Source organism: Streptomyces sp. NPDC055955 (genome assembly GCF_042270245.1).
Classification (GTDB): domain Bacteria; phylum Actinomycetota; class Actinomycetes; order Streptomycetales; family Streptomycetaceae; genus Streptomyces.
Genome location: NZ_JBHJYS010000027.1, coordinates 92570 through 104332 on the forward strand (window position 1 = coordinate 92570; position 11763 = coordinate 104332).

Annotated in this window: 9 protein-coding genes and 1 pseudogene; 5 read left to right on the forward strand and 5 right to left on the reverse strand. The window is 68.3% G+C overall.

Annotation, left to right across the window (positions count from 1 at the left end):
* Nucleotides 1-18 precede the first annotated feature (18 nt).
* Nucleotides 19-1359 carry an MFS transporter gene (locus ACFC96_RS38875; protein ID WP_376616985.1) on the forward strand — a complete coding sequence of 447 codons (1341 nt, stop codon included), beginning with the start codon at nt 19-21 and terminating at the stop codon, nt 1357-1359.
* Between the two features lie 652 nt (nt 1360-2011).
* On the opposite strand, the gene ACFC96_RS38880 is transcribed toward ACFC96_RS38875, so the two are convergent.
* Nucleotides 2012-2410 (reverse strand): VOC family protein, encoded by a 399-nt coding sequence (locus ACFC96_RS38880; RefSeq protein WP_340458545.1) that lies wholly within the window; start codon nt 2408-2410, stop codon nt 2012-2014.
* A gap of 93 nt (nt 2411-2503) precedes the next feature.
* Here ACFC96_RS38880 and ACFC96_RS38885 point away from each other — a divergent pair, with 93 nt between their 5' ends.
* A complete protein-coding gene (locus ACFC96_RS38885) occupies nt 2504-3490 on the forward strand; it encodes a helix-turn-helix transcriptional regulator (RefSeq protein ID WP_376616987.1) in 987 nt (328 codons plus the stop codon).
* 204 nt (nt 3491-3694) lie between these two features.
* Here ACFC96_RS38885 and ACFC96_RS38890 read toward each other — a convergent pair whose 3' ends face one another.
* Nucleotides 3695-6055, reverse strand: coding sequence for a GH92 family glycosyl hydrolase (locus ACFC96_RS38890; protein WP_376616989.1), 2361 nt, complete (start codon nt 6053-6055; stop codon nt 3695-3697).
* Between the two features lie 458 nt (nt 6056-6513).
* Here ACFC96_RS38890 and ACFC96_RS38895 point away from each other — a divergent pair, with 458 nt between their 5' ends.
* Entirely contained in the window at nt 6514-7293 is a 780-nt protein-coding gene (locus tag ACFC96_RS38895; protein WP_376616991.1) for an alpha/beta fold hydrolase, read from the forward strand.
* 162 nt (nt 7294-7455) lie between these two features.
* Here ACFC96_RS38895 and ACFC96_RS38900 read toward each other — a convergent pair whose 3' ends face one another.
* Complete coding sequence (locus tag ACFC96_RS38900; RefSeq protein WP_376616993.1) at nt 7456-7851, reverse strand: zinc ribbon domain-containing protein; 396 nt, start codon at nt 7849-7851, stop codon at nt 7456-7458.
* Between the two features lie 187 nt (nt 7852-8038).
* Nucleotides 8039-8641, reverse strand: a complete 603-nt coding sequence (locus ACFC96_RS38905; protein WP_376616995.1) for a hypothetical protein — start codon at nt 8639-8641, stop codon at nt 8039-8041.
* Between the two features lie 750 nt (nt 8642-9391).
* Here ACFC96_RS38905 and ACFC96_RS38910 point away from each other — a divergent pair.
* Nucleotides 9392-10096, forward strand: a complete 705-nt coding sequence (locus ACFC96_RS38910; protein WP_376617069.1) for a DUF4232 domain-containing protein — start codon at nt 9392-9394, stop codon at nt 10094-10096.
* Nucleotides 10097-10259: 163 nt separating this feature from the next.
* Here the strand turns inward: ACFC96_RS38910 and ACFC96_RS38915 are convergent, their stop codons facing one another.
* Nucleotides 10260-10763, reverse strand: coding sequence for a GNAT family N-acetyltransferase (locus ACFC96_RS38915; RefSeq protein WP_376616997.1), 504 nt, complete (start codon nt 10761-10763; stop codon nt 10260-10262).
* 198 nt (nt 10764-10961) lie between these two features.
* Here ACFC96_RS38915 and ACFC96_RS38920 point away from each other — a divergent pair.
* Nucleotides 10962-11516 (forward strand): annotated as a pseudogene (locus ACFC96_RS38920) (GNAT family N-acetyltransferase); the annotation flags it as partial.
* Between the last annotated feature and the right edge of the window lie 247 nt (nt 11517-11763).

Consider the following 11763-nt stretch of genomic DNA (forward strand, 5'->3'; position numbering starts at 1 on the left):
GAACGAGAGGAACCCCCGATGTCGCCCTCCACCTCAACCGCCCCCGGCAGCGCCGCGCGCGCCAACCGGCTGGCCCTGCTGGTCGTCGGCTTGTGCTGGCTGGTCGTCTTCTTCGACGGCCTGGACATGTTCGTCTACGGCTCCGTACTGCCCCACATGCTCGAGACCAAGGCACTGGGCATCAGCCCGGGCAAGGCCGGCGACGTCGGCTCGTACGCCACGTTCGGCATGCTGATAGGCGCCCTGTGCTCGGGCACCCTCAGCGACCGGGTCGGCCGCAAGCAGACCATCATCGCCTCCACCGCGGTCTTCTCCCTGGCCTCCGCCCTCTGCGCCACGGCGGGCAGCCTCGGCGTATTCAGCATCGGCCGCTTCGTGGCAGGACTCGGCCTCGGCGGGCTGCTGCCCAGCGCGATCACCTTGGTCGCGGAGTACGCCCCGCGCGGCCGCCGTGCCTTGATCGTCGGCTCCCTGATGACCGCCCACCAGGCCGGGGGCATCCTGGCCGGCTTCGTGGCGCTGTGGACCGACAGTGACTGGCGGCTCTGCTTCTGGATCTGTGTGGTCCCGCTCTTCATCGGAGTCCCGCTGGCCGCCCGGTACCTGCCCGAATCGCTGGCGTTCCTGCAGATCAAGGGGCGTACGGCAGAGGCCGCGGCGCTCGCCGACCGCTATGGCGTCGAACTCGACGCCCCGGGCGTCAAGCATCCGGCACGCGAGGGCTGGGGAGCGCTCGCCGCCCTGTTCCGCGGCAAGCTGTGGATCCAGACCCTGTGCTTCTGGCTGGCCTCCTTCGGCGGGCTCCTCCTGGTGTACGGCTTCTCGCAATGGCTGCCGTCCATGATGCGCGGTGCCGGCTACGACCTCGGGTCCGCGATCGGTTTCGTCATCGCCATCAACGCCGGTGGCATCGTCGGCATGCTGGTCGGCGGGCGGCTCACCGACAGGTTCGGAGGCTCGCGCATCTCCGCCGTCTGGTTCGCCTGCACCGCCGTCGGCATCGGGGTGCTCAGTGTTCACATGCCGCTCGCGCTGACGTACACCGTGGTCTTCCTGACCGGTCTGTTCCTCTTCAGTGGCCAGGCGATGGTCTACGCGACGGTGGCGCACCGTTCGACCGACGAGAACCGTGGCACCGCCGTCGGCTGGGTCTCCGGCATGGGCCGCTTCGGCGCCGTCTTCGGACCGTGGCTCGGCGGCCGGCTGGTCGACAACGGCTCGCACACGGCGGGCTTCACCGCGTTCGCACTGGCAGGCGTCTTCGCGCTGGTCTTCGTCAGCCTGACCGGACTGCGCCGTGCGCAGCCGGCCCTTGCCGACACGGGCGGCGCGGGCGCGCCGGTGTCCGTGGCGAGCTGACCTGAGCACCGCATGAAGAACGGGCCGGACCTCGCAGAGGTCCGGCCCCGTCGAGACGGCCAGGCGTCGCACCGCGCCGGTCGGGACGGGCTCGACATGCCGCCGAGTTCTCCGGACCGGACTTCGGGCATGGTCCGCACGTCTGTGACGGCGGCGATGATGGTGGGTACGGGTGGCGATGCCGCATCTGGTTCGCGCTGGTGGACGTGGCGTTTCGCGGCGTCGACAAGGCGCAGTCGCCGAACCCGCGGCGCCGCTCACACCGCGCTCTGCCGCTCCGTGCCCCGGGTTCGCTCCCGAAGGAGCACCCGGGGCGAACGCCGGCAGACCCTGCGGGCCGGGGATCTCACCCCTCCACAAGTGGGTCCGGCCCGCTGGTCATCCGTCGGTGATCGGCGACTCGACGTCGTCGGCGGGTGCGGCGACGGTGGCGACCTTGCTGCCGGGTGCTCGCGCCAGCGCTGTGTCAGTGTGTCGGTGATCAGGACTGACAGGCTGCGAAGCCTGAGCTTGAAGTTGGACCTGAGCCTGAAGCCGGACGAGCCTCAACCTGAACCTGCACCTGAGCCCGAAGCCGGCGGTGTGGGTCTATGGCGCGAGCGAGGGTGGAACCCCGGAGCTCCCGCAGGGCAGCCGCATCCGGCGTCCGGCGTCAGTGAGTGAACTTCTCGATGGCGGCCGGGGTGACCGGGGTGAAGAAGTTGACGAGGTTGCCGTCGGGGTCGCGGAAGAGCAGTGCGCGGTTGCCCCACGGCATCGTGGTGGGCTCGTTGACGAAGTCGGAGACGACACCGGTCAGGTTCTCGTGCACGCGGTCCACGTCGTCGACGAGGAACTCGATGATCACGCTGTGGTTGTCCGCCGGGCGGGCGGAACCCGGAGCGAACAGGGGGACGGTGCGCGTGCCGGCGATCGCCAGATTGGCGCTGGGGGTCCTGAGTTCGGCGAAGTCCTCGGTGGCCCAGGCCGCCGCCACCCCTGTGGCCTTCTCGTAGAACTCGACGAGACGCGCGACGTTGCTGGTGATGATGCGGATCGAGACGAAGTCCATGGTGTTCTCCCAGGTTGGCGGGGCCGCTGTCCTGCGCAGGCTAGGACTGATAGAGGACAGAATCGGCCCGGTATTCGGGTTAAGTTCTGCACCATGTCTCGACCTACCGTGCGCGTGCTGACTCTCCTGGAACTGCTGCAGTCGGGCGGCGTCCGGACGGTGGCTGAACTCGCCGACCGGCTCGGCGTCGACGGGCGGACCGTGCGGCGGTATGTGGACCAGCTGAACGACCTCGACGTGCCGGTGGAGGCGGTGCGAGGCCGCTACGGCGGGTACCGGCTCGCTCCCGGGTACCGCTTGCCTCCGCTCATGCTCAGCGACGACGAGGCACTCGCCGTCCTGCTCGGCCTGGTCGCCGGCCGCCGAGGCGGGCTGACGCCGGCGGACACGGCGAGCGAGACGGCAGCCGCCAAGATCCGCAGGGTCCTGCCCGCGCGCTTGACCCGCAGGCTCGACGCAGTCCTGGAATCCCTCGCGTTCACAGCTTCGCCCGACCAGTTCGCAACCCCGGACGCCGAAGTCCTGCTCACCGTCGCCGACGCGGTACGCCACCGACGGCCGCTGTCGATCAGATACACGGACCGCCACGGCCGAGGCAGCGAACGCATGCTGCACGCGTACGGGGTCGTTGCTCATTCGGGCCGGTGGTACGTGACGGGCACGGCCCCCGAGATCGGCGAGGACCGGACGTTCCGGCTCGATCGCATCGCGGCCGCGAGGACCCTGCCCGGCTCGTTCGAGGTGCCCGCCGGACTTGATCCGGCGCAGCGCGTGTTGTCGGGGTTCGCCACGGCTGAGTACCGGTATGCCGTGACCTTGCGGATCCACGGGACGGTCGATCAGATCCGCGCCCGTCTGCCGGCCGGCGTGGCGAACGTGGAGGAGACTGCGCCCACGGCACGCGTGGATCCGGGGACCGAGCGGTGGCTGCGCGTCGAGCTCCGGGCGGAAACGCTCGACTGGTTGCCGCCGGTACTCGCCTCACTCGACCGGCCGTTCGTCATCGAGCGCCCGGACGAACTCCGCGACCTCGTCACCGCCCTCGCCGACCGCCTCGCATCCTGCGCCCGTCAAGCCTGACACCGGGTAGGAGCACACGTACCCGCCGGCGACCGACTGCGAGCTGGTCGTCGCTGACGGAGCGCCCGGCTCCCGGCGGGTCTCCCGCGCGCTCATGTTCGCCGACGACGTGGCCGGGTTGGTCATTCGGCTCAGCGGACCGCGGGACTCCGCAGCGGCCAGCCGCACTGCGGCCCCTGCGTGGAGGGGCCGCAGCCGACGACGTCAGTTCTGGCTGACGGCGGGCGGGGCGGTGTCGACGCCCCAGGCCGTGGGCTTGTCGGACAGGCCGATCTTGATCGTGCCGGAGCGGAGCAGGTCCTTGTGGGAGAGCCAGCTCCGGAGCAACGTGCTCTTGCCCGCATTCACGGAGGACACGTACTGGAGCTTCGACGCGTCGGCGCCCGGTGCCTCGATGCTGATCTTGTTTCCACCTTCGGGCCGGATCTCGACCTTCTCGAACATGGGGGCAGTGACGATGTAGTTGGCGGAGCCGGGCTGCGCCTCAAACACGCCGGCCATGGCGAAGACGAGCAACGACGACGTGGCGCCGAGGTCGTCGTTGCCGGGCATGCCGTACGCGTCGTCGGTGAAGAGCGTCCGCATCGCTCGGAGCACCGCGGACGTCTTCCACGGGGCGCCGGTCCACGCGTACATCCACGGCGTGTGGAAGTCGGGCTCGTTGTTGGGGTTGAAGGCGAAGTTGTTGTGGTAGTCGTACGCGCCGCTCACCCACGACTCCGAGGCGGCCTTCGCCGGGTCGGAGAGGACGGTCGGCATGTCGAAGAACTTGTCCAGCCGCTGCTCCGCAGCCGCCTGGCCGCCCATGAGACCGAAGAGGGTCTGCGGGTCCTGCTGGGCGAGCCACTGGTACTGCCATGCGGTGCCCTCGTGGAACGCACCGGCCTGGGTGGGGTCGGGGTCACCGGCTATGGAGCCGTCCTCGTTCTTCGCGACGGGGAACCCTGAGAATCCCTGCGACGTGACGCTCGGGTCCCACAGCTTGCTGAAGTTGTCGCAACGCGAGGCCAGCGTCGCGGCCTTGTCCGCGTAGCCCAAGCCGTCGGCCATCGCGGACAGCGCACAGTCGCCGAGTGCGTACTCCAGCGTGGCCGAGCCCGACTGGCGGCTGTCGCCGTACAGGTAGCCGGGCAGGTTCCGGTACCCGACCCAGCCGTTCTTGACGTACGACGGATTGCCGTCACGGCCACGGAAGATCGACTGGTCGGCGGGGACCTCGTTGGCGTTCTTCCACAGGGCGTCGAAGAGCTGGTGCGAGGTGTGCTTGTCGAGCAGCCCGCGCTGGTAGATGTCGACGATCCACGGGGTGATGGGATCGCCGCTCATCACGTTGGTCTCACCGCCGCCGAGCCCCCAGCGCGGCAGCCAGCCACCGTCCTGGTATATGTGCAGCACGGACTTGGCCATGTCAGTGGCCTTGTCCGGGTTGAGCAGGGCCACCAGCTGGTTCTGCGAGCGGTACGTGTCCCAGAGCGAGAACATTTGGTAGTACGTGGAATCCGCTCGATGCACCTTGTCGTCGAAGCCGCGGTAGCGGTTGTCGACGTCGGAGCCGATCGACGGGTGCAGCAGCGAGTGGTAGAGCGCGCTGTAGTACGTGCGCTGGTCGGCGGTGCTGCCGCCGGCCACACGCATCCGGTTCAGCTCGCCACGCCAGGCGTCGTGCGTCTCGGCGCGAGCCTTGTCGAACGACTTGGGCTGCTCGGTCGTGCGGTTGAGACGCGCGCCGTCGATCGAGGTGTAGGACAGGCCCACCGACGTACCGACCTGGTCGCCCTTGGCCGGGTCGAACGTCAGCCAGGCACCGGCGCGCTTGGTGCCGCGCGACGCCTGGCGCCGGCCCGGCGTCAGGGTGCCGTCGGTCCAGGTGCCGAACTTCGAGAACGTCCGGTCGAACTTGGCGCTGAAGTAGACCCGGTAGCGCTCCTTGCCGGTCTCTCCGCAGAAGTTGCCGCCCTGGACCCAGCCCTCCACGGTGTCGTTGCCGACCACCTTGACGTCGCCGGCGTAGGTGCTGCCGTTGCTCTCGCCGGTCTCGATGAGCACGTTCTCGGAGCCTGAACCGGCGGGGTAGGTGTAGCGGTGTTGCCCGGTCCGCTCCGTGGCGGAGAGCTCGGCCCTGATGCCGTTGTCGAACTTCACGCCGTAATAGCCGGGCGCGCGGGTCTCGTTGTCATGGCTGAACTTCGCACCGTACTGAGCCGGGTCGGACGAGGTGACCGCACCGGTGGTCGGCATGAACCGGAAGTTGCCCATCGTCTGGCAGCCGACGCCCGAGAGGTGCGTGTGGCTGAAGCCGAGGATGGTGTCCTGCGCGTAGTCGTACGAGGCGTACTTGTTGAGCTGCGTGTCGGGGCTCAGTTGCACCATGCCGAACGGGGCGGCCGCGCCCGGGAAGGTGGTTCCGTCACCGTTGTTGCCGATCGATGTGTCGACCAGCGTGGTGGGGTCGTCGGCGAACTTCGGCCCCCGTTCCTCGGCGTTCGCGACGCCGGAGGTGGCGGAGGCCGCGGCCATGGTGGTGACGATCAACAAGGTGGTGAACACGCGTTTCAGCGCTCTCATCGTGACCCTCTCGTGCGACAACGTTGTCAGATCAATGTCTGTCGATCTTTGCCCTTCGATGTCGTTCCGTCAATCCATCGCGCTCTGCGGTTGGTTGGATATGGGGCGGGTCCTTTGCCTATGCCTGTTTGGGCTCTTGTGGTCGTGAATGAGTCGCACGGCCGCGGCCATGGGCAGCCGCGTCAGAAAGGAGAGGGGCCCGCCCGATCCAGCGAGCCCATGGTTGCGGTGCGGGTCAGCGGCCGGCTTCCTCGGGCCACATCCCTCAAAGCGGCACCCCGGTCCCGCTCCGCGCGCCACCAGGTCCGCCCAACCGCCCTACCTGCTCGCGGGCTTCGAGTCCCGGACCGTGAGCAGCTCGTCAGCGAGCCCGACAACGACGGGGGAGGGCGGATCTCTGTCCCTGTCGACCGCTGGTCAGCCATCGACTGTCAGTGCTGCCGCATAGCATCCGCGTCATGCGTGAGTTCTTTACGGTCGGCGAGCGGAAACTGTCGTATCTGGACTTCGGAGGTCCGGGTACTCCGCTTTTGGCCCTGCACGGGCACTACAACGAGGCGTCGGCGTTCGCGCCGCTGGCTGAGGCGTTGGCTCCGCGGTGGAGGGTGATGGCGCTCGATCAACGCGGGCACGGTGAGTCGGATCGTGCTCAGCGTTACGAGCGGGACGATTACGTTGCTGATGTAGCTGCCTTCCATCGGCATCTGGGCATCGGACCGGTGGCGGTACTGGGCCACTCGCTGGGCGGAGTGAACGCATACCAGTACGCTGCCCGGCAGCCGGATCGGGTCCGTGCGCTGATAGTTGAGGACATCGGCGCGGTGGTGGACAGCGACTGGTCGTTCACATTGCGCCTGCCCCGCCAAGCGGCGTCGCGCCAGGATCTGGTGGCCGAACTGGGCTCGGTGGCCAGCTATCTGGAGTGTTCCTTCCGCCGGACGGCGGGCGGCTGGGGATTCTCGTTCGACATCGAGCACACGGTGGCGTCCCAGAAGGCACTCAACGGCGACCACTGGCAGGACTGGACGGCGGTGGCCTGCCCGACGTTGCTGATCCGCGGGACGCACAGCGATGAGCTGGCGGCCGCCCATGCCGAGGAAATGATCACGCGTCATGCCGGCAAGGCACGCCTCGCCGAGCTGCCTGCCGGTCATGTCGTGCATCACGACGCTCCGGCTCAGTTCGCCGCCGCTGTCGAGGAGTTTCTTGCCGTTCAGAGGTCAACGACCCGGGACTGAAAGTCCCGGGCTTGCGCAACGGGCGCCACTGGCTGTGGTGCTGCGTTTGCGTGCTGTCCCATGCCCGGTGATCGGGGGTGGGTCTGGGGCGGTTGACTGCGCCCCGCGTCGCCACAACTCTTCCGCACGGTGGCGGATGTTGCGGGAGCCTCCCCCAAGCTCTCAACTACGTTCGAGCAGGGGGTACCCCCATCGGTCTGCGTGATCAACGAATCCGCAGGACCGGCACACGAAGCGGGCCTGACTGGCCCGGTTCGCCTTGTCGAGGTGCCCGCATTCGGCGCAGGTGCGGGAGGTGTACGCCGCATCGACGTGCACCACCGGTACCCCTGCCTTGCGGGCCTTGTACGCGATGAACTCTCCGAGCTGGGCGAACGCCCAGGAGGAGTGGGGTGAGTTCGTGACCGCGATGACGACGGGTTCTTTCGGTGTGCGTGCTTCCTTGCCGGCCCGCTGTTCGGCCCGCTGCGGCGAACCGTTGGGTTCGGGACGCGCAGCGGAGGCTCGGTTCCGTTTGTCGGAGGGCTCTCTCCAGGTGCCGAGCGCGCAGGGGGCCATGAGTAGTTCGGCCGCATTCGACGCGCCTCCGTCTCCCCTTCCGCGGAGCAGTACAGCGAAGGCGCCACCCACGCCGGGGCTGCACGGTCCGGCGGTTGAGCGGCGTCAGCAGTACCCACGCTTTCCGTCGAGATGTGCCTGGGTCGCGAAGCCGTCGCCGTGCTTGTCGCGGTTGTAGCCGGTGCGGTCATGTCTGAGGAGCGGTGCGCGCGGCCTTGGCCCTCTCGCGTACCTGGTCCGGGTAGCGCTCGGTGAAGCGGGCTGCCAGGACCAGCAGGACCACGGGGATGACCCAGTTGAACCAGTCGGCACCGGACGTCGTGTGCAGGGCGACCAGTCCGAGTGCGGCCGTGGCGACGAAGACGCCGCCCCAGACCAGGGTGAGCACCCGGTTCACGTGCCGGAAGACGGGAGAGCTCCAGACCTCCCGGGGCGTGGACTCCCGCGCGTACTGCTCGGTGAACGGCACGAATGCCAGCGATGCCAGCGCCACCACCGCGATGACCGCACTGGACAGCACCTGGGCGTACGTCTCCAGCCAGAGCATGTCCTGGCGGTCGAGAAAGAGTGCGAGCACAGCCATGACGCCAAAGAAGAGGATACCGACGACCTCCAGTGCCTTGAAGGAACCGCGTCGTAGATCCGGCAGGTTCAGGACCACTGCGGCGACGAGAGCCGCCAGCGCGGCGTACTCCCAGGTGCTGGGAGACGCGACGACGTCGAAGATGATCCACGGGGCGAACGCGAAGAGCAGATTTCCGGTCCGCCGTCCGGAATGTGCTGACTCCACCGTGCACCTCCGCTGTCTGGCCCGAAGCAGCACGGTGCCGCCTCTCCGTGGTGATACCGCGGTACGGTGCCGCCTCTCCATGGTGATACCGGGCCGTGGCGCCCGCACCATCTCTCTCACACGTTGCGACTGGTCCGCTCCGGCGATTGAATGGAAGGTCGGAAGGACGCCTGAACGGAAGGCCGGAACGGTACCCGGGCAGGGGCGAACGTGTCCCGCAGGGGGAGGCCGTCATGGCCACGCGTGCCCCCCCCCCCCCGCAAATGTTCCACCGGAGCCGCATCCTCCGCCTTCCGGCCGGCTCGCCCAGCCACCGAGGAAGTGGACGAGACCGGTCTGCAGGGGACGGGCCGGGCCGCACATGGTGGGGTGAACTGCACAGCATTGCTGTACGTCATGGAAGGACCGCGCAGGGGGAGTGGAGGCGAGGCCACCCCGGTCTCCCTGATCCTCTGCGATGTCGGCGGTGTCCAGGTGGTGTCTACGATGACGACGCCGACCGGTGACTCTCAGGAGTGGTGGACGCGGGTGCCGCGATCGCGGCACCGTCCGATCCTGCGGTGGCGCGTTTCTGACGCTTGGTTCCGGACATGCTCCTTGAGCTGGGGTTGGTGCAACTCAACGCCCTTTTCTGGAACCGAAGTTGCTGAGACAGAACCCGGACATTCACAGGATCATTTCGGGATCGACTCGAACCTAGTGTCATCGGTGTCAGCAGAAACACCGCACCGACAGCCACTGGGGATCATGATGCGTTCGCGTCTCGCCGCCCGTTCCACCCGTCTCGTCCTGGCCGCCGCGGCCGTGACGGCCCTCGCCGCCACCGCCACCGCCTGCGACAACGGCGACACCACGGACGCCGCCAGCTCCGCGACCCCATCCGCCGCAGCCTCCGCCGCCGGCGGCGGGAGCGACAACTCCTCCAGCGACAGCCCTTCCACCAGCGGTGCGTCCGCCGGTGACTCCGGTTCCGGTGGCTCCGCCGACAAGACCGACTCCAGCGACGACAGCAAGAGCGGCTCCGGCGACGGTGGGAAGAGTGGCTACGGTCAGTCCTGCGGCACCAACGACCTGGACTTCACGGTCACTTCGGAGTCCCAGGCCGGCGGCTACTACCTCGTCACCGCCAAGGCCAAGTCGGGCATCACCTGCTACCTGGATGTCAACACACCCAGCGTCTCCTTCGGCTCCGGCGCCGACGGCGTGGCCTCCCCCGTCGGACAGGGTGGCGAAGACCCCATCAAGCTCACCGGCTCCGCCGTCGCGTACACCGGTATCAGCCCCAAGACCACCAAGGGCGATGCCGGTAAGGAGTTCGAGAACGTCATCGTCGCCACCAGCGACGACGACCCCAACCCCGCCGAACTCAAGCTCCCCGACACCGCCGACGTCGACAAGCCCATCGTCACCAACTGGTCCACCGACCGCGCCGAGACGGTCCCTGTCATCGTCTGACGAACCCGACCGGAACAGTCGTCGGCCGTCGGGCGAATGCTCTGATCACCACCGCCCGGTCGCCGGTCGGACGAGATTCTTCAAGTCGGCCGGACCGCCGCGGACTCTGCCCAATCGCACTCGACCACGTAAGCATCGAGTCCAGGGGCGCGACGGCCCCGCGTCACGGCAACGAGCGGGTGAGCCAAACCACTTCACCGCTGTCGTCCGTGGAAACGTGCTCCCGCTCGAACCCGAGCTTCTCAAGGACACGCAACGACGGTGTGTTCCATGCGCGGACGGTCGACCAGAGCCGTTTCCGGCCGGTGGCTGTGGCGGCGTCGAGCACCGCACCGGCCGCCTCGGTGGCATAGCCACGCCCATGCGCGCGCTGGAACAACTCATACGCGATCTCGGGCTCCTCCACGGTCGAGCGGCCGACGATCAACCCGCAGTAGCCGATGAAGTCGCCCTCGTCACGGCGCTGGACGGGCAGCAGGGCGATCCCTGTTGTCGCCGCTCCGGTGAGCTGCTGCTCGATGAGCGCCCGGGTGTACTCGGCCGTGGGCGTCCCGTTGCCGCGTTCGGAGTGGAGGGCGCGGAGCTCGGCGGCGTCCGACTCGGCCCATGGCCGCAGTAGCAGCCGCTCGGTCTCAAGGTGGAACGACATCGGCTCGTACGTAGGCATGCTCCTACTCTGCCTCCTCACGGGGCACCGGCGCGGAGGATTCTTATCCTGCGTCCTGCGTCCTGCGTCCTGCGTCCTGCGTCCTGCGTCCTGCGTCCTGCGTCCTGCCACCTGCGGAGGTCGGTCGGGGCTGGCGCGTGGGTGCCGCTGTCCGGGATTCTGTGAGAGTGATTGCGTGATCGTCCGAGGGGGCACTACATGGCGCAGCAGGGGATCGTCGCACTGGAGCGCATGAGCGGCTCGGCCGCAGCGCAGGCTGTGGACGCGTTCAGGCTGATCTACGCCGAGGCGTTCGCCGAGCCGCCCTATGACGAGACCGAGGACGACGTCGCCGCCGCCTTCCGCCGCTTCCCCGTCCAGGCTCGCAACCGCACCTTCCGCGCCGCCTTGGCCCGTTGTGAGGACGGTGAGCCGGTCGGTATGGCGTACGGGTTCTCGCTCGCCCGCGACACGGGCTGGTGGGACGAACTGACCGAGCCCGTGCCCGAGGACATGCGGCGCGAGGACGGGCACCGTACTTTCGGGCTCATGGAACTCGCCGTGCGCAGACCGTGGCGTGGACAAGGCATCGCGCGTCGTCTGCACGAGCTGCTGCTCGACGGCACCGGAGCCGAGCGGGTGCTGTTGAACGTGCACCCGGGCAGCAAGGAGGCATCGGCCGCCTACGAGGCATGGGGGTACCGCAAGATCGGCGAGACGCGGCTGTGGGGGGAGAGCGCGGACCTGCATGACGTGATGCTGCTCGATCTGCGCGACAGCCGCGAGCCCTGGCAGAAGCGGCGGTCGTCACGGACGGCGAATGCTTCGGAGGGAGCAGCTCGAGGACGCCGAGACTGCCCCTCTTCGCCTCGTCCGCCCGGCTGGCGAGCGCGTTGATCGTCTCCGCATGGTTCACGTTCGGCAGCAGCAGCGTTCGCCTATGTGTTTCCACGTCAACTGGTGATCGGTGCACGCGTAGCCGTACATGGAAAATTACGGCACTGTGGTCGGTGGGTCTGCG

Coding starts and splice junctions, on each gene's coding strand:
- ACFC96_RS38885 (WP_376616987.1), top strand. CDS start 2,504: ATGTCTCGACCTACCGTGCGCGTGCTGACTCTCCTGGAACTGCTGCAG.
- ACFC96_RS38900 (WP_376616993.1), bottom strand. CDS start 7,851: ATGGCCCCCTGCGCGCTCGGCACCTGGAGAGAGCCCTCCGACAAACGG.
- ACFC96_RS38890 (WP_376616989.1), bottom strand. CDS start 6,055: ATGAGAGCGCTGAAACGCGTGTTCACCACCTTGTTGATCGTCACCACC.
- ACFC96_RS38875 (WP_376616985.1), top strand. CDS start 19: ATGTCGCCCTCCACCTCAACCGCCCCCGGCAGCGCCGCGCGCGCCAAC.
- ACFC96_RS38910 (WP_376617069.1), top strand. CDS start 9,392: ATGCGTTCGCGTCTCGCCGCCCGTTCCACCCGTCTCGTCCTGGCCGCC.
- ACFC96_RS38915 (WP_376616997.1), bottom strand. CDS start 10,763: ATGCCTACGTACGAGCCGATGTCGTTCCACCTTGAGACCGAGCGGCTG.
- ACFC96_RS38880 (WP_340458545.1), bottom strand. CDS start 2,410: ATGGACTTCGTCTCGATCCGCATCATCACCAGCAACGTCGCGCGTCTC.
- ACFC96_RS38895 (WP_376616991.1), top strand. CDS start 6,514: ATGCGTGAGTTCTTTACGGTCGGCGAGCGGAAACTGTCGTATCTGGAC.